This window comes from Streptomyces sp. NBC_00078, from assembly GCF_026343335.1.
Taxonomy (GTDB): Bacteria; Actinomycetota; Actinomycetes; order Streptomycetales; family Streptomycetaceae; genus Streptomyces.
The window spans coordinates 5,432,707-5,456,574 of the sequence record NZ_JAPELX010000001.1; the positions used below are offsets into that span (position 1 = coordinate 5,432,707).

Genomic DNA, 23,868 nt, shown 5'->3' on the forward strand with positions numbered 1-23,868 from the left:
CCAGCGCGAACTTCCCTGCGAACCGGGGCAATTATGGACGCAGCGGCCCGCTCCGGGGTGTGGGATGTGTGTCGATCGTGCTCAACGGGAGGCGGCTCCGGACGCGTTGGGTGTGACGCGCCCGGAGCCGTTGGTGCTGGGTATTTGAGTTCGCTATCGCGGCATGCTGCACCTGGGGCAGGCGCACGGCGGATACGCCGACGTACGCGGCACCTGTTCGGCCCGTCCGCAGGTCAGGATCTCGCCCCGTCCGCTGTCGGCGGTCACGGTGCCGGCCGTGTCGATCGCGGTATCCACCTTTGCGGGGTTGCCCGACGGCGGACGGCCCCGCCTTGCCCGCGGCAGCCTGAGCGTCGCCGGGCAGGATGCGGCCTTCACCCGGAAGACCTTGCGGTCGAGCAAACGGGCCCGGGCGCTGCGGATCTGGGCCGTGGGGCGGGAGTACCGGTACCGGGAGGAAGGGAACCGGCGGCATCACGTGCTGGAGCGCCCGGAGTCCCGGATCGTCATGGCCCGTTCCAGTTGGGCGGATCCGAAGAACATCTCCGGAACAGCGCACGGAGCTGTGGACTCCGTGGACATCAGTCTCGCGATCCTCTTCGAGGGCGTGTATACGCGAAATCTGTCGTTGCGCGGGGCGCTGATCTCGGCACCGGGGCGGCTGATGGATCGGCTCGGCGACTAGCAAATATTGCGCGTGCGTCCAGCGCCCAGCGTTCTGGGTCCCGCTCGTGAAGGCGTCTTCACGAACTTCAAGGAGTCCCAAAGCCCACGTCACGTACCGCCGTTCGTCCGGCAGCGGCCCGTACCCCTTCAAGGCATCGATCACCTGGAAGGTGACGTGGACCGACTCCGCCGACCCGGACGGGCCCGCGCGACAGCCGGCGCTGCCGGACGGGCTCTCCACGTTCGAGCAGAACGTGGCGGTCAAGGAGATCCAGGCCGTGAACCGCTAGCAAGCGACGGAGCGGACGGAGCGGACGGTGCGGTCCGTCGGCTCAGCCCAGCTTCGCGTTCTGCGCCTTCACGAGGTCGGCCGGGATCTTGGCGCTGCCCGGCCGGCCGTACACGAAAGCGCTGCCGTCAATGGTGAAGTAGTTGACGATCGTGTCACCGAAACGGAAGGTCTGGGTGCGGACGGTCTGCGCGCCCCTGTACTGGAAGGTGGCTGCGGCGGCGACCGACTGGTCACCGGCCGAGGGCGCGGGTTCCGCGGTCGCCGAGGTGTAAGTGGTGGCACCGGCACCGGACTTGGCGATGAAGCCACCGGCGCACGAGGCTGCTGCCTTGGAGAGTTCCTTCATCGCCGTCTCCGCTTTGCCATCGGCGTAAGTGGCGAGCGTGACGTAGGTGCCCATGGTGGTGGAGTTGTGCGCGACCCGTGTGAGCGAGGCTTCCGGTTCGCCGATGGGGAGTTCGTTCATCGCGTAAGCCAGCTGGGTGCAGGCGGCCTTGTCGACCCGCATCTCGTCCTGGCTGGCGGCGAGGGCGTCCCCCTTGGTGGGTGCCTTGAAGGTGTAGCCGCTGATATCCGCCTTGGTGACGACGAGCCGTGCGAGCCGCTCTTCGGGGCCCACCTGTTTTTTCGCAGTGGAGGTGGAAGCGGAGGGCGAGGCCGTGGACTTGGCGTCCGTGTCCGAGTCGTTGCCCGAGCAGGCGGTCAGTGCGGCGGCCAGGGACAGCGCGGACACAGCGGCCAGTGCGGCTCGCTTCATGTGGGGGGCTCCTCGGTGATGCGCGCATGGGCTCTTACGGGTGAAGCCGGGGAGAAGCGGGCCGCCCAGCGCGTGTGCCCGCCCGTGGCGATCCATGATCATGGCACGGCGGTTCCGCGCCTTCGTGAGCGAATCGTGCAGGCATCATGGCTGCCGCGTGAGGAACCCCGCGGTGCGGGCGTCGTGGCAGCACGGTGACTGATTCGCTACCGCACATACGGAGGCCCCGCGCAGCCTGGCCGCAACTGGGAAACCTGCACTTCAAGTTGCAGATGAATAACGGTGGACGCGCGGCGGTCCACGGGGCAGGACGCGCCTTGAGGGGCTTATGTGCGGCTGATACGGTGCCATGGCTTGACACTCACCCCAGCGATGGCTAATCGCCCAGGTCGGGTGGTACGTCCGACAGGTCCCGGACGTCTCCGCACGGGCGGCCTCGGGTGAAGTGTCCGGATTTGTAAAGAACTTGGCAGACGTAGCAGACAATTTCTTGGCTGTACGGGGAGCGGTTGCGTGAAGATCCAAGAGCGTACGGGGGCGGCTCACGGTCGTTCTGCGGCTCCGGCTCAGCCGTCGGTCGGTGACCGGCTTCCCACCCCGCCTCGCGAGCGCAAACCCGCGTTGGCCGCACTGGCGGTGCTGTTGATCCTGGTGGGCGCGCTCGGGGCGACGATGCTCGTGCTGCGCGCCGGGGACCGGGTCGAGGTCGTCAAGGTGACGAAGGAGATCCAGGCCGGTGAGTCCGTCAGCGACAGTGACGTGACCTCCGTCATGGTCGCGGCCGACGACGGCATCAACTACGTCAAGTGGTCACAGCTGAGCAGCCTCAAGGCCCTCAAGGCCAGGTCCACGATCTACAAGGACACGGTCGTGATGGGCCAGATGTTCGCCGGGGGCAGCAGCCTCCCGGCCGGCAAGGCCGCTGTCGGTGTGGCCCTCAAGGAGGGCCAGTACCCCGCCGACATCAAGCCGGGTGACGTCGTGGCCGTCTACAACGTCGACACCAACGGCTCCGGTTCGGACAAGACCAGCCCCAGCACCGGTTCCTCCTCCGGGTCGTCCGGCGGTCTCCTCGTCGGCAACGCGAAAGTCAACACCAAGGCCGATGACAGCGACGCCACCGTGAGCACCGGCAACCTCTCGCTCACGCTGCTCGTCGACCAGAGCGACGCGGCCGCGGTGGCCCGGGCAGCGTCCGCCGGCGCGGTCGCCATCGTGCACGTCTCCGGCAACGGCAACTAAAGGCGGCTCCACACCCATGGCCCTCATCGCCCTCGCCGCCGACAAGGGTTCCCCCGGCGTCACCACCGCGGCCGTCGCCCTCGCGGCGGTCTGGCCGCGTCGCGTCCTGCTCGCCGAGACCGACCCGGCGGGCGGCGACCTGGTGTACCGCAGTGCCGCCGCGCACGGCGGACCGCTCAACCCCAACACCGGCATGCTGTCCATCGCGGCCACGGCCCGCCGCGGTCTGGTCCCCGACCAACTCTGGGACCACGTCCAGCCGTTGAGTGGCGGACTCGAAGTCCTCGTCGGGCTCGGAAGCTCCGAGCACGCCGCCGGTCTCGCCGGGCTCTGGCCGACCCTCGGGCACGCCTTCGCCTCGCTTGCCGACTCCCCGAACGCGCCCGCCGACGTCATCGCCGACTGCGGACGTATCAGCGGGGACACCCCTGCCGTCGACCTGTTCTCGCACGCCGCCCTGGTGCTGCTGATCAGCCGCACCGAGCCGGAGGCCATCGCCCGCGTCCGCGACCGCGCCGCCGCCCTCTCCGCCAAGCTGCACGGCGGCCCGCGCGGCGCCGCGAGCCTCGCGACTCCGCTGATCGGCGTGATCCTCATCGCCGACACGAACAACGCCGCCAAGCTCGCCGGCCAGGTCAACGACATGCTCGTACACGCGCAGACCGGTGCCCGGGTCGTCGGCACGATCGCCGACGACCCCGCCGGCGCCGACCAGTTGGCCGGACGCAAGCGCGGCCGTCTCGACAAGTCCCTGCTCATCCGCTCGGCCCGCAAGGTCACCGCGGACATCTACCAGCAGTACGGCGCCGCCTGGTCCGTCTCTGCGCAGGCCCAGCACGGCCATGTCAACGGCCATGCGGGGGCGGGGACATGACCGCTGTCGACCACCAGTTGGTCAAGCGCTTCCGCCAGGACGCCGGTGACCGCATCGCGGAGCAGCGCCGTCTCGACCAGACGAACAACGTCACGCCGATGTCCACCGAGGACGAGCGGCAGTACGCCCGCGCTGTCATAGCCCAGATCCTGGAGGACTACGCCCGGACGGAGATCAACGCCGGGCGCACGCCGCTCGACGCGGAGACCGAGGAGCAGTACGCGGCCGCCGTGCACGCGGCGCTCTTCGGCGTCGGCCGGCTCCAGCCGCTGCTCGACAACCCCGAGGTCGAGAACATCGACATCAACGGGGCGGACCAGGTGTTCGTCGGGTACGCGGACGGCCGGGAGGTCACCGGCGATCCCGTCGCCGAGACCGACGAGGAGCTCATCGAGCTCATCCAGGTACTGGGTGCCTACTCGGGTCTCTCCTCCCGCCCCTTCGACTCCGCCAACCCGCAGCTCGACCTCCGGCTGCCGGACGGTTCGCGTCTGTCGGCCGTCATGGACGTGACGCGGCGCCCGGCGCTCTCCATCCGTCGCGCCCGCATGGGCAAGGTCTTCATCTCCGACCTGGTCGGCAACGGCACCGTCGTCCCCGAGGTCGCGCACTTCCTGGCCTGCGCGGTCCGCGCCCGCAAGAACATCATGATCGCGGGCGCCACCAACGCCGGCAAGACGACGCTGCTGCGCGCCCTGGCCAACGAAATCCCGCCGCACGAGCGCCTCATCACCGTCGAGCGGGCGCTGGAGCTCGGCCTGGACACGTTCCCCGACCTGCACCCGAACGTCGTCGCCTTCGAGGAGCGCCTGCCCAACTCCGAGGGCCAGGGCATGATTTCGATGGCCGAGCTGGTCCGCAGGTCCCTCCGTATGAACCCCTCCCGCGTCATCGTCGGTGAGGTCCTCGGCGACGAGATCGTGACCATGCTGAACGCGATGTCGCAGGGCAACGACGGCTCGCTGTCCACGATCCACGCCAACAGCTCAAGCGAGGTCTTCAACCGTATTTCCACTTACGCGTTGCAGGCCAGGGAGCGGCTGCCCATCGAGGCCAGCCAGATGCTGATCGCGGGCGCGGTGAACTTCGTCGTCTTCATCCAGCGGCGCAACAACTTCCAGACCGGCGGCCGCCTCCAGCGCATGGTCACCTCGGTCCGAGAGGTCAACGGCGTCGACGGCCGCGTGCTGTCCAGCGAGGTGTTCGCGGAGACGTCCGACGGACGGGTCGTACCGCACGCGCCCCTCGCCTGCCTGGAGGACCTGATCGCGCAGGGCTACCGGCCCACCGGAACGTGGGGATGAACATGATGCCTGTCGCACTCGGTTCGCTCGGTTCCATGGGCGGCCTGTTCTCTACGACCGTCCTGTACTCGCTGGGCAGCGGCGTCGCCGTCGGCGGCGGACTCGCGCTGCTCATGGTCGCCGTACGCGGACTGCCCGTGAAGCCCGACCACGAGAAGCAGAAGGCCGCCGAGCGGGCGAGCGAGCTGGTCCGGTTCGCCGGACAGCGCGGTTCGCTGGCGGCCATCGTCGCCCTCGTCGTACTGCTGCTGACCCGCTGGGCGGTGGCCGGCATCGCGGCCGGCATCCTCGTCTTCTTCTGGGACCGCCTCTTCGGCGGCGCCGCGGAGGAGAAGGCCGGCATGCGCCGCGTCGAGGCCCTCGCCTCCTGGACGGAGTCGCTGCGCGACACCATCGCCGGCGCGGTGGGCCTGGAGCAGGCCATCCCGGCGTCCGCACGTGCTTCGGCCCCGGTCCTGCGGCCGCACCTGGACGCGCTCGTCGACCGCCTGCGCTCCCGCACCCCGCTCCCCGACGCGCTCCAGCAGCTCGCCGACGAGATCAACGACGCCTCCGCCGACATCATCGTCGCCGCCCTCATCCTCAACGCCCGCCTGCGCGGCCCGGGTCTGCGCCAGGTTCTGGGCGCGCTCGCCAAGTCGGCGCGCGAGGAAGTGGACATGCGCCAGCGCGTGATGGCGCAGCGGGCGTCGACCCGCCGGTCGGTGCAGATCGTCATCGCGGTCTCGATCGCCTTCGTCCTCGGCCTGTCCATCTTCAACCGCGACTTCGTGGCGCCGTACGGGACGGCCGTCGGCCAGCTCGTACTCGCCGGTGTGTGCGGCCTCTTCGCGCTCGGGTTCTGGTGGCTGCGCAAGCTGTCGACCATCGAGACACCGGAGCGGTTCCTGGTGCGGGACGAGTCGTCGGTCCAGTTCGTGCGACCCCGCACTCCCGCCCAGCACGCGCAGCACGAAGAGGGGGTACGACGGTGAACCTGACGATGCCGATCGTCATCGGCGCGGTCCTGGGCCTGGGCATCTACGCCCTCGTACGCGCCCTCATGCCGTCGAAGCGCAGCGCGGTCTCCCAGGTCGCGCGGATCGACGCGATGCGCGCCAGGGGAGCGGCGTACGAGTCCGCGCGGACGACCGCGGACAAGGGCCGCCTCGGCGCGCTGCGGGCCGAAGTCGGAGAGCGTGTCGCCGAGTTCTATCTGCAGCAGGGCTGGGAGCAGCGCTCGCTGCGGGCCGACCTGTCGGTGCTGGAGCGCAGCTGGGAGAAGTTCCTGGCGACGAAGGTGCTGCTGGCCGTGGCGGGGCTGTTCTTCGGTCCGCTCATGTTCGCGGTGGTGTGGACGCTGGGCTTCGGCAGCGGCCCGGTCATCCCGGTCTGGCTGGCTCTGGCGTTCGCCCTCGTCTTCTTCTTCCTGCCCGACCTGGAGGTGCGGCGGGACGCGGCCGAGAAACGGCGCGACCTGCGGCGAGTGATCGGGGCCTATCTGGACCTGGTGTCGATGAGCCTCGCCGGCGGACGCGGTCTTCCCGAGGCGCTCATGGCCGCCGCGGAGGTCTCCGACGGCTGGGCGACCCAGCGCATCCGCAACGTGCTGGCCGACGCCCGCATCACCGGTATCAGCCAGTGGCAGGCGCTGGGACAGCTGGGCGAGGAGATCGGCGTGGAGGAGCTCAAGGACCTCTCCGCCTCCCTTGCCCTGGTCGCGGACGACGGCGCCAAGGTGCGCGAGTCCCTCGCCTCCCGCGCCGAGACCATGCGGCACCGCGAACTCGCCGAGATCGAGGGCAGCGCGGGCGAGAAGTCGCAGTCGATGCTCGTGGCCCAGCTGCTGCTGTGCGCGGGCTTCCTGGTGTTCCTCATCTATCCGGCGGCGATGCGGGTGTTCCAGGTGCAATGACACACGCACGGACGACCCAAGACTACGAACGACTACCGGCGAACTGCTTCTGAGAGGACAACTCACCATGATGGGACGGAACTTCAACACCGGAATCCCGGCCGTGGACTTCCTGGTCACCTTCCTGCAGGGCCGCGTGCAGCGCGCCCGCTCCGGCGAACTGGACCGCGGTGCCTCCGCCGTCGAGTGGGTCATCATCTCCGCGGTCGTCGTGGCGATCGTCGGCGTGGTGGCCGCGATCATCAACGCGGCGTTGAGCAAGGGCGCCACCAAGGTCAGCACCTGCATCGACGGCGCCAAGGCGAGCGGCACCTGCTGATCGCACGTACGTACCTAAGAAGTTGACGGGGGTGCCGGCAGACGTGGGCAGATGGATGCGCCGCAGGGTGGGGACCGCACGCAGGGCTGCGGCCGCCCGCGGTGATTCCGGAATGACCGCGATCGAGTTCGTGCTGCTCACGCCGGTCCTGTTCTTCATGATCTTCGCTACGGTGCAGTTCGCGCTGTACTTCTTCGCCGACCACGTGGCCCAGGCGGCCGCCCAGGCCGGCGCACGCAAAGCCCGCGCGACGGCGCACGATTCCCCGGGCGGGTGGCGGGGCGAGGCGCAGACCGTGGTGGACAGCTACATCAGCCAGCTGGGCCCGCAGTTGGTCCTCTCGCCCAACGTGAAGATGCTCCAGCCTGAGCAGAACACGGTCGGTGTGGAGATCACGGCAAAGGTGCCGACGGTGTTCCCGGGTCTGGACTTCACGGTGCATGCGCAGTCGGAAGGCCCGGTGGAGAGGTTCGTACGGGACGACGGGAACTAGGAATGACACTCTCTGCCCTCAGAGATCTCTTCCACGACCGGGGACCCCGGGACGACCGTGGCCTCTCCGCGATCGAGGTGGTGATCCTCGCTCCGGTGATGATCCTCTTCATCCTCGTCCTGGTGGCCTTCGGCCAGATGGTGGACGGCCGGGGAGCGATCGACGGGGCGGCCCGGGACGCGGCTCGTTCCGGATCCCTCCAGTGGGACCAGGGCAACGCCATGGCCGAGGCACGCAAGGCGGCCGAGGCCGACCTGTCCGATGTCTGCTCCGGCCCGGTCACGGTGACCAAGACCAGCGTCGGTTTCGCGCACACCGACCTCTTCACCGTCCAGGTGAGTTGCGAGATACGCGGGCTCGCCATGCTCGGCCTGGACATCCAGACCCGGATGTCGGGGTCGTTCACCGCCCCGCTGGACCCGTACAAGAGGAAGGCGTGAGGAAGGCGTGATGGGCGCGCAACAGGAAAACCGGATGGGCGAGTCGAGCAGGCCCGCCAAGGCCGCGACCGCCGCCCTGCGCACCTGGCTGTCCGCCCGCCGCGCCCACCTCGACGACCGCGGCTCGGGCGCCGGCGCGGTCATCATCTTCGCGCTCGTCTTCCTCTCCCTCTCGGCCTTCGTCATCGACGGCGGCCTGTCCATCTCGAAGCGGGAGCGTGCGGCCGACATAGCGGAACAGGCCGCCCGCTACGCCGCCCAGGACATCAACATCGATGATCTGTACGAGAACGGCGGCGGCGACGCCCCGATCAACTTCCAGAACTGCGATGCCCGCGTGAAGGCGTTCGCCCGGCAGATGGACATGTCCGGCGCGGACACCGCAGCGACCCACTGCGTGGCGGCGGACGCCCAACAGGTGCAGGTCCAGGTGCAGTTGACGTACTCGCCGATCTTCACGGGGATGTTCTACGGCGGTGACGTGATCGTGCACGGGCAGGGCGTGGCGGAGAACCAGGTCGGCTGAGGCGTGTTCGGACGGAAACAGGCGGAGCCGGTCATCGAGCCGGTGCCGTGGGAACGCGCGGGATGGTTCGCGGTCACCGGCATGGTGCGGCAGGCGACGCTGCGCCGTAAGAAGCTGACCGGACAGCGAGCCGTGCGTGTGGCCACGGCACAGGGGGGAGTCCGGTACTTCGCCCCGGTCGCGCTCATCTCCGCCACCGAGGACGAGATCCCGTCGTACACCCTGTACGAGGCCACGCGGCCGGAGTCCCTGCTGTGCTCACTGACCCCCGAGAAGCGCGGCGCACGCTACCGGGTGACCGACGGACAGGGCGCGGAACTGGGCCTGGCTCACCGGACCCCGGCCGCCAAGCGCACCATCCAGCACAGCTGGTGGCTCCAGCAGCCCGGCCACGCCGACATCGTGGCCCGCTACCACTGGGCGCGGGGCAGCGCGAAGGACGTCGCTGAGCGGGGCAAGGAGAACGTGGTCCGCGGGGCCGGAAAGCTCGCCGAAGGTGTCGTCGACTCCCTGCTCAGCTTCGGCGCCGACGAGGACGGCGGAGGGGCCGGTTCCTACACCGCCAAGCCGATCACCTGGCGCGCGGAGGGCGAGGAGGAACCCGTGGCCCTGACGGCCGGTCGTGTGGAGGGTGCCACGACCTACCTGCCGCAGGCGGGCTGGCTGGACCGCCGACTCGCCTTCGCGTTGGGCGTGTTGCGGGAGGTGTGACGGCGGTCGCTCCGACCAGCCCCGCCGACCTTGCTGACCTTGCCCGTCCTGCTGACCTTGTCGGCCTTGTCGGCCTTGTCGATCCAGGCGTTCGTGCGGTCAGTGGTGAGGCCCTGCGCCGCCCCCTTGTCCGTGCGCACCCGGGCAGCCGCCCCCGGGAGGTGCGGAGGGCGACGGGGCCGGGCTGTCCTCAACAGGCGTGGGGGTCACGGGGGTTGGGGTCCCGGACGGTGGTACGGGCGGGGGAGCCGGGGCGCTCGGCGCGCTCGGGATGCTCGGGACTGTGGGTTCGGGGGTGTTGTCGGTGGGGGGTGCGGGCGGCGCTGGAGGTGCCGGGTTGTCGCCGTAGGGGGGTGTTGGGGGTACCGGTGGTGTTGGTGGAACCGGTGGTGTAGGCGGTACCGGTGGTGTCGGCGGTACTGGGGGTACCGGGGGCGCCGGAGTGTTCTTCGGCGGAGATGCCGGGGCCGGCGGAGTTGCCGGGGCTGCCGGGGCCTGTGGCTGTCCGTGCTTACTTCCCGTCGCGGGGGGAGCCGGATCTGTGCCCTTGGGTGTGGTCTCGGCCGGCTTCTGGGGCACGGTGCCGGCCGGCGACGGGGTGTCGTCCGTCTGCTCTCCCGCGGTCTCCCCGTCCGGTGTCACCCGGGCCTGCTCACCGCCGTGCCCGCCATCCACCCGGGCTGATGTGCCCTCCCTCTCCGGCAGCCCGACCGGCAGGTCCGTCGCCGGCGGAGCCACCGCTGCAGCCACCGGCGCCTTCGTTACCGGAATCCGCGCCACCGGTGCCTTGACGGCAGGCGCCTCGGCCACCGTTGCCCGTTGCTCCGGAACCGTGGAGGAGTCGAGGGAGCCGAGCACCAGAAGGACCGCGGCGACACCTGCCGCAACCGCGCCGCCCGCAGCCGCCGCCTGCGTCTTCGAACCGCCGACCGCGGCCTGGCGCACCGCGTGCAGCAGCCCGCCACCGTGCCCGCCGCCCGCCGTGAACGCGGCACCGGCAGAACCGGCCGTGAAGGCGAGCAGGAACTTGCCGCCACCGCCCACCACGAACACGAGCAGCGCCGGACCGACGAGCGCGGGCAACCGGTCGTTGGCACTCATCAGGGCGGCGAGCCGCGCCCGGCAGTCGTCGCACGTGTCCACATGCCCGAGCAGCCGCTCGGACTGCTTCGCCGTCGCCGCACCGCGCACGTACGCGGGCATACGACTCCAGTGGACCTGGCAGACGGGATCGTCCGGAGCGCCGGTCTGGGTCTTCAGGAACGCCTGCCGCATGCCCTCGCGGGCGCGGTGCAGCAGCACGGCCGTCGCGCCCTCCCTGGTGCCGAGCTGCGGGCCGATCGCCGCAAGCGGCTGGCCCTCGGCCTCGGCCAGCCACAACGCCTTCACCCACCGCTCGGGCAACTGCCCCAGTACACGCACCACCAGGTCGACGGAGGACACCTGCTCGGCAGGGTCGTTCCCCTGCGCGTGCCCGCCGGTCTCGACCCGCTCGTCGCCGTGCGGATCCCGCGGCGTCTCACGTACGGCGCTCCCGGCGGCGATCGCGAGGTGCCGCACCGTCGTCATCAGATACGCCGGCACGTTCTCGATCTCGTGCCCCGCTGCCAGCCGCCGCCACACCTTGAAGTGCGCCTCGGCGACAAGGTCTTCGGCGGTCCAGGCGTTCCTGGTGAGCGAGCGGGCATACGCGACCAGACGCGGTTGCTGCTCCTCGTAGATACGGGCGTACGCCGCCGTGGCTGTGGCCGTAGCGGTGGTGGAGGCCGGTGCGGACACCGCAGGGGAACCGTCGGACATGGCGGAACGCTCCAGTTGCCTGCTGAGGGTAGGGAGTTTTGTAAGCGTAGATGGCGAAACTTTCAATCAAAGTTTCAGAGTCAGACCAATGTGATGCAGGTCACGAGAGTCGACTTCCGTTACGGCGTAATGCCCACCCCCTCTACGTGCTCGAAGGGGTGTACAGACCCAACTGGCCATCGCCCGGACCGATATAGCTGATCTGACCCGACCTGACCCGACATGGCTAGAAACGCTCGACTTGCTCGGCTTACTCGACATGTCTGAATGAGGGAGCACGCTCGTGTACATCGCCCTGGAGCAACCCACAGGCGCCCGTCTGCTCACCCCTGACCACGAAGAGCTGGCGGTGCCCGTCACCCTCCGCTACGCCTCCGACGACCCTTTGGCGGTGCACCTCGTCTTTCCGGCCTGGATCTCGTTCGACGGCGAGGAGGTGACGTGGACGTTTGCGCGGGGCCTGTTGGAGGAGGGGCTGGGCAACGCCGCGGGCGTCGGCAGCGTCCGCGTCCGGCCGTACGGGTCGTCTCGCACCGTCGTGGAGCTCCACGCTCCGGAGGGCACGGCGGCCGTCCTCTTCTACACAACCGCCCTCCAACGCTTCCTGCTTCGCTCGTACACCGTCACGGAGCCGGGCGGCGAGCCCCTGGAACCGGCGCTCGACCGGGGGCTGGCGTCGTTGTTCGGTGGCGTGTGAGACCGGGGTGTCTGCGGTACGGCGACTGGTGAGCCGCAGTGGTCCGCAGAGCCTCCACCTCACTCCACTCCACTCATCTTCACTTCACTCCACTCTGCTCGGGGGTGACGCAAAGCCGTTGGCACTAGCGAAGCTGTGCGCGCCCCGGATAGGGTCCGTGAGGCTGTGATCGCGCTCCGTCACCCTCGTGTGGTGCCCGATCAACACCTGTGCCTACACGAGACGTTGACTAGGGGAAGTGCATGCGCCCGGACGACGGCGGGGGAGACTTCCGCGGTATCAACCCGGATCGACTCGGTGATCTGATCAGGGCGGTCAACTCCAGCACCGGCGATGGCGGTGCGGCGGCCCAGCCGCACATCAACAGCTGGATGAGTCACGCGCGTCGGCTTCAGATGGACACCTCACGCCTGTCGAAGATGACCAAGCATCTGAGCTGGGCGCACGATCAACTTCCCATGCTCCGCCGCCGGCACAGCCTGGCCATGGACGAGGAGAAGCGGGACAAGGAGATCGGTCTCGGCGGTGGCATGGTGTCGGCCGGCGCCGGCGACATGGGCGCCTACAAGTCCCAGTCCGAAGCCCAGAAGGCCGCGAAGAAGGACGCGAAGGCCTACAAGGACGGGGACATGGGCCTCGATGAGTACATGAAGAAACTCGAGGCCAACCAGAACGACCCTGACTACTGCAAGGCCGCGATGGACGAGCTGGGTCCCACGGCGCTCTACCGGCTGCAGGACGGCCCGATGATGTTCGACCCCGATCATCCCGAAGCCGGCACACGCATTCTGGCGACGACCGTCGCCACCGCCATGCGGAACGGAACGACCTTCAAGGACGACCAGGGCAACGAGGACCTCCAGCACCTGTCCGGACTCCTCGCGTTCGCCGACTTCCCAACGGACGTCGTGGCCAACCTCGGCAAGCAGTGCCTGGCCCCGGGCAACTACATGTACGGCGAGAAGGTCTGGGAGGCGATGGGGAACGACCCTGCGGCCTCGACCAAGTTCCTGCACGACAACATGGACCGGATTCCCCAGTGGATGAAGGACGACTCGGATCATCACGGGGGGCTGCCGGACTTCCAGGCGAAGGCTTTCGCGGGAGTCATTGCGGCGGGGACGCTCAATGGTATGGGAGCGGATGCGAATGTGGCGGCGGACAACACTACGAAGTTGATCCAGTACTACGCGAAACATAAAGATGAGCACACGCATTCCGAGGTGCAGGCCGTCTTCGCTCAAGACATTGCATATTATTTCCCTGACGTGCGAGCCTCTTTGGCCGACCCTGCATTCGATGGCCTCGATCTCGGAAAGGGGCATGTGACCGTTAAATCGGATGAATGGCAAGCCTTCACCGGTGAGGCCATGCAGAACCCGGAAGCGGGTGCCAAACTTCTAGCCTATGCGTCACAGCAGGCTGAACAGTATTCTCGTGACAACCCGGGAAACCCCATGGGCGACCGTACTGCCGGTGTACTTGAAGGGTTCTTCAGCCAGGAAGCGCATAATGTTTACCAACAGATGGTGGCAGATCACAAGGAAGGCGCCGATTCGTGGAAAGAGTCGTTCACGGAGCAGGCTAACACTGCAGCCGATACGGTAATCGATGTCGCCCTGGACCCACAAAACGCCGCTAAGACAGTGGCCGTCAATGCTGCCAAGGATGTAATCCATCTTGCCATCGGCGCCTTCTGGAAGGGTGGAGATGCGCCTGAACCAGCAGAGCCAAAGACGATTGGCTGGAACGATGAATGGCAGAGCACGGCCGGGCGAGAGTACAGCGACAAGGGGAAATTCCCACCCGTGACGACACCAGATGGGATCACGTGGTCGGGTGACCCGAAGCAATACGCGAAGGACTACAACTGTCCCGACTTTCTGGATTCGGAAGGAAATCTGAATCTTTCGGGAACGGATAGGCAACAGGCGGCGCAGAGGGCAGCATACAATGCTTGGCTGAAAGATCCAGCGGTCGCCCAGGCGATTGCCGGAGACAAACCATTCACTGTACGTGATCTCGCTCGCCATGACGGCGAAGAGTTGGCGGGTTCTTGATGAAGTACCAATGGTGTCCGGCCGTCCTCATGGTAGTTGTGATGGTCAGCTCGTGCTCTAGTGGCAGTAGTGCGCCGAGTGTCGAGGAGGGCAAACATCTCGCAGACAAGACCAGGCGTCCCGTCGCGAAAACCTATTGGCGTCTCTACAACGCGATCGGAACTTCAGTTTCCCAAGGTGGCGGGGACGGAAGGTTTACCGACTGTGAAAAGGCTAAGGCTGATTCGATGGTTTACGTGACATCGAATCTCTTGACTTCCGCAAAAGATGGGAAGGAATCTGCAGAGAACCTTGCTGCACTAGCGTCGGAAAAATTGGCCAAGATTGGCTGGAACCTCAGACCTTCTCGCGGGGTGCATCGTTCGGCCACCAAGGATGGTGTGCAGGTGGAGTTGCGCCCCTCGGAAATCAACGATTGGTCTATTTTTCTTGAAGCAAAGAGTGAATGCGTAAATCTGGGTGCTGCCGCAGACGTGCTCGAAGATGCCTATGCCAAGGGTCCGGACGCGTATCCGAGATCGCGGGCGGCCTCGGCGCGAGTTCCTGTAGGGTTTCCTGACCCGGATTCTTCCGGCAGGTAATACGGTGCGCATGGGGGAAAGGCTGAGACACCGACAAGGCAGAATCCCGTAGGAGGTAGCGGTGACGGACAAAGCTGAGAAGAAGGTGCCGAGCCCGATGTGGCAAGAGCTGGACAAGCTCTATCAGGAGGTGTCCAAGGGCATCGCCGCTGTGGCCGACGCCCTCAAGACGGCTGACAAGCAGATGGCCGGCGGCAAGGGCAACGTGTGGGTCGGTCCCAACGCCCGGACCTGGGGGAGCGATCTGCACGGAGCCAATACCGACCTGTCCAAGCAGGCGCATGATTTCCTTGCCGACGTGAAGAGCCAGCGTGCCTCTCACCCGAAGGAAGTGACGCAGGCCGAGGCCGACAGCGAGCGTCGGTTCCTTGCTGGGCGGATGGGCTGAACGTGATACGGCGTCTGCTGACCGTTGCTGTCCTCGTGATGGCTGTCAGTGCTTGTTCAGGCGGAAATGGCAGGCCGAGTGAGCTCGATGGTAAAAAAATCGCCAACGATGCTCGGCGGCCGGTTGCCGAGACTTATTGGCACCTCTACCGCTCGATAGGCGACGCGGCATTCACCACAAGTGCCGACGGGTGGTTCACGCGATGCGCCAGAAGCGAGCAGAACTTGGTGCGCTACACCGTTGTGACGGTACTGGACTCTCGTGACCGCACGGGAAAAAGGGAGACAGAAGAAGAACTGTATGCGGCAGTGGCCGCACGTTTCGCGAGCGTCGGCTGGCATCTGTCGCAAGGGTTGCACCGTTCCGCGACGAAGAAGAACGTGACGGCGGAGCTATCCCCGCCACCATTCTCTGGAAACGTGGCGACGGTGCAATTCCAGGTAAGTGGGAAATGCATGGATGTGGGTGCGGCTACCGATACGTTGGTGAACGGATCCGGATCGGAAACAGATATCTATAGGAATTCCAAGAAGGGCGTGGGTTCCGTACCTACGACCTTCCCCAAATCAGCTGGCCAGTAAAGGAATCAATTGGCGGTGATCAGGTCTACCTCTATATCGCGAGGGACCTCCGCGCCGTCACTGTCTGCCGACGTACCCCCCGGCCTGATCCTGACCACGCACGGTCTGATCCGACTCGCAGACCTGGAGTAACTCACCGATCTGGAGGAGGGGCCGCGGGCTCGCTCCGGTTCGGGCCTGCTCCGAACTGTGGAGGTGGGAGCCGTTGCCCCCACCCGACCACCCGGGAACATCCCCACGGCACGCCCAGCTGATCGCAAAAGACCGCTCACCAGCGGGCCAAGAGTGGGTGATCCGGGGGTTCGGGCGTTGACGCCGGCCCGGTCTGTCGAGAAACGTCTGAGGCGGCCGTTGCAGGTGCTCGGCCGAGGGCCGGGTTCCAGAACGGGGTGCGACAGCTGTGGGCTACCGCGGCGGAGACGCAGAGCACATACATGCGTCTGCTTCAGCCATGAAAACGGTCGTGACCTCGGCCGGGACACACTCCAAAGCAGCGACTTCGGCCGGGATGCAGGCCTCCGACGCAGCGGGCGACCCCAGGGTGGCCTCGGCGGTCACCGCACTCGCCCGCGCGCTGGCGAAAGCAGCGGCCGACACCAGTACCTCCGTCAGCGATCTGGGTGAGGTCGCCACAACCACCGCCGCCAACCTCGCGAAAGCCACCGGCAAGTGACCGCGCCCACCTACCCGGTGCCCTCCGGCGACCCCGAGACACTGCGCACAGCCGCGCGCCAGTACAAGACCCTCGCGCAGGATCACTCCACCCTGCTGACGACCTTCCAACGTCATGTCGACGCGATCCTCAAGGGCTGGACCGGCCCGTTGGCCGCGCAATACAAGACCGCCGCGGAAGGCGTGTATCCGCGCTTCAAGGCGGTTCGCGAGGCCGCCGCTTCGGCCCACACTGCACTGCACACATACGCCGGAGCGCTGGAGACCGCGCAGAAGGCCGTGAGCGGCGCCAACAAGAGTTCCAGCAAAGAGGCGCACAGTTCCCATGCCTCCGCCGCCGTCCACGGCCAGTCGGTGCACCAGCTCGGCCGGCAGGTCAGCGATGCGAACTCGGCCCTGAGCCGCGCCGCAGGCACCTGCGCGTCGGCGCTCGGCCAGGCGCAGACCACGCTGGCCAGGACCTGCCCGGACACGATGTCCGCGAAGCAGCTCAAAGAGCAGGTGGACAAGGCCGGCGAGGAACTGAAGGAAGAGAACCCCGGACTGTGGGAGAAGCTCTTCGGGCCGGAGGGCGAACTGCGGAAGTGGGACGAGAAGCTGCATGCCGTACCGGCACCGTTCGCCGACATGGTGCTGCTCAAGCTCATGAGCTCCGCCGAAGGTGCGGAGGAGAGCGCCAAAACTGCCGAGGAGTTCGCCGCCAGGATTCCCGAGCTGATGGAGGCCGACTTCCCGAAGATGGCCCGCCCGATCATGAACGCCATGAGCCGGGGCGAGGCCACGGAAGCCGATCTCGCCCAGGCGATCGAGGACTTCGCCAAGGACTGGGACGCGATCGCCAAGTGGAACGCCGGGACGAAGGCGGCCAGTTTGAGTGAAGCCGCGCGGCTGCCTTGGCTGCGCGGTGCGGGAGTAGGCCTGAACGGGCTGGCATTCATCGGCGACGTCTACACCATGGTGAATCCCGAGGACAAAGGTGCGATGGGCTGGGTGGACCGCGGTGCCGCCGGGGTCAACGCGGGACTTGCCACGTGGGACACCGCCGCCCTCCTCATCACACCCCTGGATGCCGTCCCGGTCCTGGGCGAAGTCGTCATGGTCGGTACCGGCCTCTTCCTGGGTGGTGACTACCTTTACCACCACTGGAAGCCGTTCAAGAACGTGTGTGACGCCACCGGCCACGCCGTCGCATCCGCTGCCAAGAGCACCTGGCATGCGGTCACCAGCATTTTCTGAGAAGTCGGACGGAGACAGCAAAATCATGACAGGTGACCCACGGCAGGCGGATGCCGATGCGGCACAGGCCCTCATGGATCAGGTCGAACGGGACGGCGCTGTGCAGCTACCGGCCTTGTCGACAGCCGAACTGTGCGTACTCGGCGCCATGCAGGCCACGCTGATCGACGAGGTCTCCTGGTCGTGGTGGTCGGGCATGACGGAGGCTGAGCGCTTCGGGCTCTCGGCTATGGCCCTGAAATTCCTCGTTCACCGTGGACTGCTCGATGAACCTGAGCCCGGGGCGATCGAGGATGTTTCCACGGAGAATGTCGACCTGCCGGCCCGCCCTCTGCTCGCCATGATTCTGGCCGGCCGGACACAACCGGCTTTCGTTGTCATCCGCGCGGAGGGCGCAAAAGCTGCACCAGAACGGACGCGCTTGTACGGGATCGCTGAGGAAGGCCGAGGCCTGCGGGCCGTACTGGCCGAGACAGGCCCTGGAAAACTGCCCACGAGGTTCGGGCCGGCCTACGAGTACGCACTGGTCAGCCCCGCCGAAGCGGTCAATTCCCTACTGCGCTGGGTCAACCGCGCCCCGGCCGGTCACAAGCTCGGCCGACGGCGCCCCAAAATCATCGACGTGTACCAGCCCAACAAGGGCGCAGGTCCGGCACGTGATCGCTTCGAGGTGCATCGGGGCGGCCCTTCGGGCCTGCGCGTCGAGCAGGGGAGTACCGACAGTTCCGGCACTTCCGCGCCGATCGACTGTGACGAAGACGCCTTCGGCCGGCTCCTGACCGACCTGTTCACCCGTCAGGGGAACGCTGCATGAACCTGCCCGAGATGACCGAGCCCGCCCGCTACACGGAGGAGCGCTCGGCGCTGCGGTGGCCGCTGGTGTTCCACGGCTTCTTCTGGCCTCTGCTCCTGGTGGCGTCTTTCACGGCGCTGGCGGTAACCAAAAATTACGTATTCATGATCGGTGTGATTCTGGGCGTCTTCGGTTCTGTGAGTCTCGGCGGCCTGCACCTGGCCGAGAAGCGGCCGATCGGCATTCGTGTCGACGCAGCCGGAATCTGGATCGGCGGCATCCAGCGCGCCGAGCGCATGCGGGTCGCTGGGAAGACGCAAAAGAAGCTGTCACGGGCGGGAGCACAGCAGCGGCAGGTCTTCTTCTGCCCCTGGGACGCGGTGCAACGGGTCGAGGTGATCACCGAGCGCAAGGAGATCCGAAAGATCGCCAAACTCGGCGAGGGCGTCGGCGCGTCCCGATCAGAGGTTGCCACCCGCGCCATCAAGCTCGGCCTCCTGACAGCCCCGTACATGCGGGCCGTCCTGGTGCTCAACGTCGACCTCTCCGCCGCGGTCATCCCGGAGTTCCGCCCACCGGTGGAACGCTCCTTCTGGAAATCCGGATCGCCCCAACGCTTCGCCCCCTCTCCCATCTGGTGCGCCCCCACCCGCCATCCGGAACAGCTGAGGACCGCCCTGGCCCACCTCGCTCCCCGCGCCTGATCAACGCCACCCATATCGGCACCGTTCGCTGTAACGACCCGTGTCACGGTGATGGCTGGGGCGGATCGAGGAGGTCTTGGCTCAGACGGTCTTGCGTGACGTGTCCGTCTTGAGTGCCTCGATGAAGGTGGTGAAGGCTCCGGTCGGGAGGGCGAGGACGCCCTGGGAGGGTGCCTTCGAGTCACGTATCGCTACTCGGGTGGGGAGGGCCGCTATCTCTACACAGTTGTTGCCGTCGCCGCTGCCTGAGTAGGACGACTTCTGCCAGTTGTCGGGGGTGATCACGGCGTGCCTCACAGCTCCTTCGTCAGCCTGCGGATGAAGTCACGCGACCGCTCGGGTTCGAGCGACACAGCCTCCACCTTACGGAAGAGCGTTTGAAAAGCGCCGAGTTGGGCTTCGGAATCGATGAAGCCGGCCCCTTGAGGTGCATCGCGTACCGCCGTATCCAGCTTCGGCACGACACCGCCCACGTACATCATCGAGTTTGTGGCCCCGGCGAAGCCGTCCAGGTCGAAGGGGATGACCCGCACCGTGATGTGATCCGCCTCGGACAGTTCGAGGACGCGGGCAAGTTGAGCCCGTGTCGCAGTGCGGTCGCCGACCCTGATACGTAGTGCCGCTTCGTGGACCACCGCTTCGTACGGGACGGGGGTCGCGTCCTCGATGATGACCTTGCGTGCCATCCGGTGGCGGACCCGCCGCTCAAGGTCGTCATCGGGCAGTTCGGGGACTCGGTACGAGAAGACGGAGCGGGCGTAGTCCTCCGTCTGGAAGAGGCCGGGGATGTGCAGGAACTCCACATCCAATCGATACGTGCAGTGGTGTTCCAACTCGGCGAGATCCAGGAAAGGAGTGGGTAGGAGGCTGCGGTACTCCTCCCACCATCCGCGTGTCCGGTCGCTTGCCATCGCCACCAGGGCTTCGATCAACTCCGTGTCTGTACAGGCGTAGTGCGCGGCAAGTCTTCGTACGCGTTCCCCGCTCACTCCTGCCGTGCCGAACTCAATCTGACTCATCTGTGCCGAGTCCGTCCCCAACAGCGCGGCAGCTTCACGTCCCTTGAGTCCTGCGGCCTCGCGCAGTTTCCGCAGCTCAGCGCCGAGACGCTCCTGGCGGGCGGTGGGCTGTTTTCTGCGCGCCATGACTTCCTCCTCGCCCCCAACTGCATGGGTGTAGTGCCTCGTTCGAGGTCAGATTACGGCAACGACTTGCATGGTCCCAAATTGTGGCTCTACCGTCAGTGATGCGACGCGCACCCTGCGAAACCTCGGGAATCCGGAAGCGCACCACTCCGTCCTGCCATGACGGCTGCGGCAATGCCACCGCCCGCGACCGCGGTGAGATCCGCCAACTCTCCCTCCCTCAATAGGAGTTCAGCCATGCCTGAAAGCGAGTCCGACCCCTGGGAGTACTCCCTCTACATCCCGAACGACCTCCGCGCTGTCACCGTCTGCCGCCGCACCCTCCGTCTGATCCTCACCATGCACGGCCTGATCCGCCTCGTCGACACTGCCGAGCTGCTCGCGACGGAGTTGGTCTCCAACGCCGTACGCCACACCAAGGGGCCCGCTGCGCTTCGCGTGCGCTGGTCGGCCGGCGTGCTGCGGATCGGGGCGTGGGACGCGAGTCCTGAACCGCCCGAGCCGCCGGGGGCGTTGGACCAGCTCGTCGGTCTGGATCTGGAGGAGGGACGCGGGCTTGCTCTGGTGCGGGCCTGTGCCGACGTGTGGGGCTGGCAGCCACTCGCCAGGGGCGGTAACCGGGGTAAGTACGTGTGGTGCGACCTGGTCGCGGCGTAGTGCGTTGATCACGTCGTACGGCATCGCCGATGAGGGTGAGGCCGAACGTAGTGCGGGTGTGGACCGGGAGCGTTTCTCCGGGTCCACACCCTGTTCTGTCCCCGTGCCTGCTCAGCAGCTCACGAAGAGAGCCACACAGTGGCGTTGAGGGCGACGGAGGCCCTCGCCTACTTCGAGTCCGTCATGCCGTACTCGTACGCGATCACCGAGGGCTTGCCACTCTTCGGCAGGACGGCAAGGGCCATGCCCTGGAAGGTGTCGGTGATGACGACCCGCTTGGCGGGGTTGTAGACGGCCTCCTCGCCGTCCGGAGTGATCTGGAAGGTGCTCATGTACTGCGGCTTGAGCATCTGTTCCTGGGTGTGCGAGGTCGGGATCACCGCGAGTAGGCCGCCGTCGGCCAGGCGCAGCGCGTACGTCTCCTTGTACGCCGGGTCCTTGGCGAAGAACTTCTTGGTCGCCCACTTGGCCAATTTGCCCTTGGTGCGGTCCTTGTAGAGCTTCAGGGCGTCCTTGGTCGGGCTGGTGGTGTGGGAGATCGCGGCACCGGCCTTCTTCCCGCCGGTCACGTACAGGTCCTCGAAGGCCGGGCTGACGTCGTTCGGGGCCAGGGTGCCGACGCGGGTCGAGGGGGCTACGGCGGTGGCGAGACCGTGGTTGCTGGTGTCGATCGTCGGAATCGGCGCGTCGGAGTAGACCGCCGACATCAGCTTCCAGCTGCTGCCCTCCTTGCCGAAGACCAACAGGGCCGGAGTCTTGGAGCCGCTGGCGGTGGCCTTGACCGCGAACCAGTCCTCGTCAGCCGGGATGTAGTACTCCCGGTCCTGGTAGGAGAACGGCTTCTCGTAGTCGCTCTGGTCCGCCTTCGTCCATGTGCCGAAAGTCGCGTAGTCCCCCTTGCTCTGCTCGTGGACCTGTCCGCTCTCGACCGTGCCAAGCAACTTGGCGTTCCGTGTCCCGTTCGCCTTGTTGTTGACGGCAACGTAGTTGTCGACGATCTTCGCCGCCTGCGCGCGGGTCACCGCGCCCTTGGGGGGCGGGCTCGCCGAGGCACTCGGGGCGGCCGCGTCACCGGTGCCGCCGCTGCATCCGGTGAGGGCGGCCGCCGAGGTCACGCCGAGGGCGACGAGGGTTATGACGCTCCCGCGAGCGGCGCGGGCAAGGGTGGGGGCGGGGCTAGGCATGGCGGAGGTGCGCTCCTTGAGAGACGTGAAGTGGGAAGCCCTGTTTCAGGCAGTCGGTCGTACGGGGTCTCGTCGTGTCAGCTGTTGGTCGCCTGGTACTCCACGACGTTCATGTCCTGGGTCGTGTCGAAGGTGCCGTCTGGGAGGTCGCCCTTCGCGCCGCCCGTGCCTTCCCAGGAGATCTGCCAGGTGATGGAGGCCTTCAGGTGGTACGGCGTGCCGTACGTCGCGCGGAGGTAGGTGATGCCGCACGGCGGGATCTTGCCGGCGTCGCCCTTGACGTACGGGGTGCCGGTGCTGCCGTCGTCATTGATCTCGCAGTCGCCGGAGGCGGGGAACGTCTCGGCGTCCTGCGTGCCCGGGTCGAGGTGAAGGGCGACCGGCTTGGCCGTGGTCTCCGCCCAGAGGCCCGTGTCGGGGAGTTCGGCGCGGACCTTGACCTCGGTGAACTTGCCCTTGTCGAGCCAGACCCAGGTCGGCGCATTCACCGTGGACCGGGTCGCCGGCTTCAGCTCGATATCCGTGTTCGGGACCTTGACCTTGTCGTAGGCGTATGCGGCCAGGGTCTTGGGCGTGGGGGCGTTCGGTACCTCGGGGATCTGGCCGGCGTCCTGCCAGAACATGACGCTTTCGCAGCCGTACGAGTCCGGGTCAGCAGTGTCACGTGCCACGCCGCGCCAGAAGTAGCCCTTCTTGCCGCTGTTGTAGTCGTCGTAACCCGCACGGGTGATCAGGGAGTTGTCCTCGTAGTTGTAGGCGTCCTTGCCGTCCCGGTAGTGGTCCGTCCACAGCTTCCTGCCGCCCCATTCCGCGTGGGGGCTGACATATCCCAGGGGGTTGTCCGTCTCCGCGAATGCCTTGAGCTGTGCCGGCGTGTAGACGGGCTCGTACCAGCAGGGCGGTGGGGTCCAGTTCACGTCCGTCGACGAGATGCTGCCGGTCTTGCCGCCGGTGGGGCCGCTGACCTGGGTGACTTTGATACGGGAGACGGCGGCCGACAACTCGCCGTTGTTCTCGTTGCCCGAAGTTGGAGGGGGAGAAGTCGTTTTTGTAGGGGTGGAGTCGGCATGAGCCATCCCACTGGTCCACAGCACGGCTGCCGCGCCCGCGGCAGCGCCCCAGCGCACCGCCCTTTGTGAAGGCGTCACCGCTGGCACTCCTTCGCCTTGCCGATGACCTCGATGGTGAAAGCCCTCCAGACCTTGGACGAGCCGGACGGGGGGACCATGACCAACCGGTACTTCAGATAACTGTTCAGGCTTGCCTTGGTATAGAGGATCTTCCCGGTCTTGATCTCCTTGCTGTAGGACTTGGTCTGGTTCTCGCAGAACGTGACGAGGGTGCCCTGTCCACCACTCAGCGTGGTGACGTCGGCGTCGTAGTACCTGTCCGTCCCGTAGACGGTCCACTTGCCCTTCACCCACGCCTCGATCTGCGACTTCGCGTACTGCGCGGCTTGGTTGAGCGAGTAGTACTGGTACGCCGGGTCGTTCGGGTCCTGCTCGACGATCCCGTGGTTCAGCGCGCGGAGGTAGTTCTGTGCGTTGGCGAGTGCTGCCGCGTGCTTCGGGTCGGACGGCTTGTCGAAGTCGAAGACCAGCTTGAAGTCCTTCGGCAGGCTCAGGTCAGGACCGTCACCGCCTGGCGTCGTGGACGCCGATGCCGAAGCAGACGGGCTGCTCGACCCCTTGTCCGCTCCCTTGATGTCGTCCGACGACTTGTCGTTCCCCCCGCCGCAGGCGGCGAGGAGAAGCGTCGCTGCGACGGTGAACGCAGCGGCGGCAGTGGTCAGAGTGCGGCGGGTCACGGTTGATCTCCCCCGAGGTCGGTGTGGGCGACGGGTGTGGATGCT

At 66.9% G+C, this 23,868-nt stretch carries 28 protein-coding genes; 21 read left to right on the forward strand and 7 right to left on the reverse strand.

Features of this window, described 5'->3' with window-relative positions; genetic code table 11:
* Positions 1–163: 163 nt before the first annotated feature.
* Complete coding sequence (locus OOK07_RS25500) at positions 164–685, forward strand: hypothetical protein (protein WP_266798718.1); 522 nt, start codon at positions 164–166, stop codon at positions 683–685.
* Positions 686–998: 313 nt separating this feature from the next.
* On the opposite strand, the gene OOK07_RS25505 is transcribed toward OOK07_RS25500, so the two are convergent.
* Positions 999–1,715, reverse strand: coding sequence for a hypothetical protein (locus OOK07_RS25505; protein WP_266798720.1), 717 nt, complete (start codon positions 1,713–1,715; stop codon positions 999–1,001).
* Between the two features lie 513 nt (positions 1,716–2,228).
* On the opposite strand from OOK07_RS25505, the gene OOK07_RS25510 reads away from it, so the two are divergent.
* From OOK07_RS25510 to OOK07_RS25555, 10 genes are all read left to right on the forward strand, one after another.
* Entirely contained in the window at positions 2,229–2,957 is a 729-nt protein-coding gene (locus OOK07_RS25510) for a hypothetical protein (RefSeq protein ID WP_266683103.1), read from the forward strand.
* Positions 2,958–2,973: 16 nt separating this feature from the next.
* Positions 2,974–3,831 (forward strand): hypothetical protein, encoded by an 858-nt coding sequence (locus tag OOK07_RS25515; protein WP_266683105.1) that lies wholly within the window; start codon positions 2,974–2,976, stop codon positions 3,829–3,831.
* Positions 3,828–5,135 carry a TadA family conjugal transfer-associated ATPase gene (locus OOK07_RS25520; protein ID WP_266519387.1) on the forward strand — a complete coding sequence of 436 codons (1,308 nt, stop codon included), beginning with the start codon at positions 3,828–3,830 and terminating at the stop codon, positions 5,133–5,135. The genes OOK07_RS25515 and OOK07_RS25520 overlap by 4 nt, the downstream gene beginning before the upstream one ends.
* Before the next feature lie 2 nt (positions 5,136–5,137).
* Complete coding sequence (locus OOK07_RS25525) at positions 5,138–6,109, forward strand: type II secretion system F family protein (RefSeq protein ID WP_266683108.1); 972 nt, start codon at positions 5,138–5,140, stop codon at positions 6,107–6,109.
* Positions 6,106–7,029: a type II secretion system F family protein gene (locus tag OOK07_RS25530; RefSeq protein ID WP_266683109.1), complete on the forward strand. Its 924-nt coding sequence runs from the start codon at positions 6,106–6,108 to the stop codon at positions 7,027–7,029. The genes OOK07_RS25525 and OOK07_RS25530 overlap by 4 nt, the downstream gene beginning before the upstream one ends.
* Before the next feature lie 67 nt (positions 7,030–7,096).
* Positions 7,097–7,348, forward strand: a complete 252-nt coding sequence (locus OOK07_RS25535) for a hypothetical protein (protein ID WP_266683111.1) — start codon at positions 7,097–7,099, stop codon at positions 7,346–7,348.
* Positions 7,349–7,403: 55 nt separating this feature from the next.
* A complete protein-coding gene (locus tag OOK07_RS25540) occupies positions 7,404–7,841 on the forward strand; it encodes a TadE family protein (protein WP_266802022.1) in 438 nt (145 codons plus the stop codon).
* Between the two features lie 2 nt (positions 7,842–7,843).
* Positions 7,844–8,281: a TadE/TadG family type IV pilus assembly protein gene (locus tag OOK07_RS25545; protein WP_266798724.1), complete on the forward strand. Its 438-nt coding sequence runs from the start codon at positions 7,844–7,846 to the stop codon at positions 8,279–8,281.
* A gap of 34 nt (positions 8,282–8,315) precedes the next feature.
* Complete coding sequence (locus tag OOK07_RS25550; protein ID WP_266683710.1) at positions 8,316–8,807, forward strand: TadE/TadG family type IV pilus assembly protein; 492 nt, start codon at positions 8,316–8,318, stop codon at positions 8,805–8,807.
* A gap of 3 nt (positions 8,808–8,810) precedes the next feature.
* The gene (locus OOK07_RS25555; protein WP_266798726.1) at positions 8,811–9,518 is read left to right on the forward strand and encodes a hypothetical protein; all 708 of its coding nucleotides are present in this window, start codon (positions 8,811–8,813) and stop codon (positions 9,516–9,518) included.
* Between the two features lie 99 nt (positions 9,519–9,617).
* Here the strand turns inward: OOK07_RS25555 and OOK07_RS25560 are convergent, their stop codons facing one another.
* On the reverse strand, positions 9,618–11,318 hold the full coding sequence (locus tag OOK07_RS25560) for a sigma-70 family RNA polymerase sigma factor (protein ID WP_266798728.1): 1,701 nt from the start codon (positions 11,316–11,318) through the stop codon (positions 9,618–9,620).
* Between the two features lie 283 nt (positions 11,319–11,601).
* On the opposite strand from OOK07_RS25560, the gene OOK07_RS25565 reads away from it, so the two are divergent.
* The 9 genes from OOK07_RS25565 to OOK07_RS25605 all read left to right on the forward strand — a co-directional run bounded on the left by OOK07_RS25565 (position 11,602) and on the right by OOK07_RS25605 (position 19,030).
* The gene (locus tag OOK07_RS25565) at positions 11,602–12,015 is read left to right on the forward strand and encodes an SsgA family sporulation/cell division regulator (protein ID WP_266683117.1); all 414 of its coding nucleotides are present in this window, start codon (positions 11,602–11,604) and stop codon (positions 12,013–12,015) included.
* A 242-nt stretch (positions 12,016–12,257) separates the two neighbouring features.
* Positions 12,258–14,075: a hypothetical protein gene (locus tag OOK07_RS25570; protein WP_266798730.1), complete on the forward strand. Its 1,818-nt coding sequence runs from the start codon at positions 12,258–12,260 to the stop codon at positions 14,073–14,075.
* 236 nt (positions 14,076–14,311) lie between these two features.
* Positions 14,312–14,656, forward strand: coding sequence for a hypothetical protein (locus tag OOK07_RS25575; RefSeq protein ID WP_266798732.1), 345 nt, complete (start codon positions 14,312–14,314; stop codon positions 14,654–14,656).
* Between the two features lie 61 nt (positions 14,657–14,717).
* A complete protein-coding gene (locus OOK07_RS25580) occupies positions 14,718–15,044 on the forward strand; it encodes a hypothetical protein (protein ID WP_266798734.1) in 327 nt (108 codons plus the stop codon).
* Positions 15,045–15,046: 2 nt separating this feature from the next.
* A complete protein-coding gene (locus OOK07_RS25585; protein WP_266798736.1) occupies positions 15,047–15,625 on the forward strand; it encodes a hypothetical protein in 579 nt (192 codons plus the stop codon).
* A gap of 451 nt (positions 15,626–16,076) precedes the next feature.
* Positions 16,077–16,298: a hypothetical protein gene (locus tag OOK07_RS25590; RefSeq protein WP_266798738.1), complete on the forward strand. Its 222-nt coding sequence runs from the start codon at positions 16,077–16,079 to the stop codon at positions 16,296–16,298.
* Complete coding sequence (locus tag OOK07_RS25595; protein WP_266798740.1) at positions 16,295–17,533, forward strand: WXG100 family type VII secretion target; 1,239 nt, start codon at positions 16,295–16,297, stop codon at positions 17,531–17,533. The genes OOK07_RS25590 and OOK07_RS25595 overlap by 4 nt, the downstream gene beginning before the upstream one ends.
* Before the next feature lie 25 nt (positions 17,534–17,558).
* Positions 17,559–18,347 carry a hypothetical protein gene (locus OOK07_RS25600; protein WP_266798742.1) on the forward strand — a complete coding sequence of 263 codons (789 nt, stop codon included), beginning with the start codon at positions 17,559–17,561 and terminating at the stop codon, positions 18,345–18,347.
* Complete coding sequence (locus OOK07_RS25605; protein WP_266683131.1) at positions 18,344–19,030, forward strand: hypothetical protein; 687 nt, start codon at positions 18,344–18,346, stop codon at positions 19,028–19,030. Before OOK07_RS25600 ends, OOK07_RS25605 begins: the two co-directional genes overlap by 4 nt.
* A gap of 81 nt (positions 19,031–19,111) precedes the next feature.
* Here OOK07_RS25605 and OOK07_RS25610 read toward each other — a convergent pair whose 3' ends face one another.
* Together OOK07_RS25610 and OOK07_RS25615 are read right to left on the reverse strand one after the other, a co-directional pair.
* Positions 19,112–19,327, reverse strand: a complete 216-nt coding sequence (locus tag OOK07_RS25610) for a DUF397 domain-containing protein (RefSeq protein ID WP_406312350.1) — start codon at positions 19,325–19,327, stop codon at positions 19,112–19,114.
* Complete coding sequence (locus OOK07_RS25615; protein WP_266798744.1) at positions 19,324–20,175, reverse strand: helix-turn-helix domain-containing protein; 852 nt, start codon at positions 20,173–20,175, stop codon at positions 19,324–19,326. Before OOK07_RS25615 ends, OOK07_RS25610 begins: the two co-directional genes overlap by 4 nt.
* A 237-nt stretch (positions 20,176–20,412) precedes the next feature.
* On the opposite strand from OOK07_RS25615, the gene OOK07_RS25620 reads away from it, so the two are divergent.
* The gene (locus OOK07_RS25620) at positions 20,413–20,832 is read left to right on the forward strand and encodes an ATP-binding protein (RefSeq protein WP_266683134.1); all 420 of its coding nucleotides are present in this window, start codon (positions 20,413–20,415) and stop codon (positions 20,830–20,832) included.
* Positions 20,833–20,999: 167 nt separating this feature from the next.
* Here OOK07_RS25620 and OOK07_RS25625 read toward each other — a convergent pair whose 3' ends face one another.
* The 3 genes from OOK07_RS25625 to OOK07_RS25635 all read right to left on the reverse strand — a co-directional run bounded on the left by OOK07_RS25625 (position 21,000) and on the right by OOK07_RS25635 (position 23,823).
* On the reverse strand, positions 21,000–22,016 hold the full coding sequence (locus tag OOK07_RS25625) for a DUF8094 domain-containing protein (RefSeq protein ID WP_266798746.1): 1,017 nt from the start codon (positions 22,014–22,016) through the stop codon (positions 21,000–21,002).
* A 77-nt stretch (positions 22,017–22,093) separates the two neighbouring features.
* Positions 22,094–23,092 carry a hypothetical protein gene (locus tag OOK07_RS25630; RefSeq protein ID WP_406313358.1) on the reverse strand — a complete coding sequence of 333 codons (999 nt, stop codon included), beginning with the start codon at positions 23,090–23,092 and terminating at the stop codon, positions 22,094–22,096.
* A gap of 68 nt (positions 23,093–23,160) precedes the next feature.
* Positions 23,161–23,823, reverse strand: a complete 663-nt coding sequence (locus OOK07_RS25635; RefSeq protein ID WP_266798750.1) for a hypothetical protein — start codon at positions 23,821–23,823, stop codon at positions 23,161–23,163.
* Positions 23,824–23,868: the final 45 nt, after the last annotated feature.

Bases quoted from the DNA above. Each gene is read 5' to 3' on its own strand.
- OOK07_RS25500 (WP_266798718.1), top strand. From the start codon at position 164: ATGCTGCACCTGGGGCAGGCGCACGGCGGATACGCCGACGTACGCGGC.
- OOK07_RS25505 (WP_266798720.1), bottom strand. From the start codon at position 1,715: ATGAAGCGAGCCGCACTGGCCGCTGTGTCCGCGCTGTCCCTGGCCGCC.
- OOK07_RS25515 (WP_266683105.1), top strand. From the start codon at position 2,974: ATGGCCCTCATCGCCCTCGCCGCCGACAAGGGTTCCCCCGGCGTCACC.
- OOK07_RS25520 (WP_266519387.1), top strand. From the start codon at position 3,828: ATGACCGCTGTCGACCACCAGTTGGTCAAGCGCTTCCGCCAGGACGCC.
- OOK07_RS25525 (WP_266683108.1), top strand. From the start codon at position 5,138: ATGATGCCTGTCGCACTCGGTTCGCTCGGTTCCATGGGCGGCCTGTTC.
- OOK07_RS25535 (WP_266683111.1), top strand. From the start codon at position 7,097: ATGATGGGACGGAACTTCAACACCGGAATCCCGGCCGTGGACTTCCTG.
- OOK07_RS25540 (WP_266802022.1), top strand. From the start codon at position 7,404: ATGCGCCGCAGGGTGGGGACCGCACGCAGGGCTGCGGCCGCCCGCGGT.
- OOK07_RS25545 (WP_266798724.1), top strand. From the start codon at position 7,844: ATGACACTCTCTGCCCTCAGAGATCTCTTCCACGACCGGGGACCCCGG.
- OOK07_RS25550 (WP_266683710.1), top strand. From the start codon at position 8,316: ATGGGCGAGTCGAGCAGGCCCGCCAAGGCCGCGACCGCCGCCCTGCGC.
- OOK07_RS25560 (WP_266798728.1), bottom strand. From the start codon at position 11,318: ATGTCCGACGGTTCCCCTGCGGTGTCCGCACCGGCCTCCACCACCGCT.
- OOK07_RS25570 (WP_266798730.1), top strand. From the start codon at position 12,258: ATGCGCCCGGACGACGGCGGGGGAGACTTCCGCGGTATCAACCCGGAT.
- OOK07_RS25590 (WP_266798738.1), top strand. From the start codon at position 16,077: ATGAAAACGGTCGTGACCTCGGCCGGGACACACTCCAAAGCAGCGACT.
- OOK07_RS25600 (WP_266798742.1), top strand. From the start codon at position 17,559: ATGACAGGTGACCCACGGCAGGCGGATGCCGATGCGGCACAGGCCCTC.
- OOK07_RS25605 (WP_266683131.1), top strand. From the start codon at position 18,344: ATGAACCTGCCCGAGATGACCGAGCCCGCCCGCTACACGGAGGAGCGC.
- OOK07_RS25615 (WP_266798744.1), bottom strand. From the start codon at position 20,175: ATGGCGCGCAGAAAACAGCCCACCGCCCGCCAGGAGCGTCTCGGCGCT.
- OOK07_RS25620 (WP_266683134.1), top strand. From the start codon at position 20,413: ATGCCTGAAAGCGAGTCCGACCCCTGGGAGTACTCCCTCTACATCCCG.
- OOK07_RS25625 (WP_266798746.1), bottom strand. From the start codon at position 22,016: ATGCCTAGCCCCGCCCCCACCCTTGCCCGCGCCGCTCGCGGGAGCGTC.
- OOK07_RS25630 (WP_406313358.1), bottom strand. From the start codon at position 23,092: ATGGCTCATGCCGACTCCACCCCTACAAAAACGACTTCTCCCCCTCCA.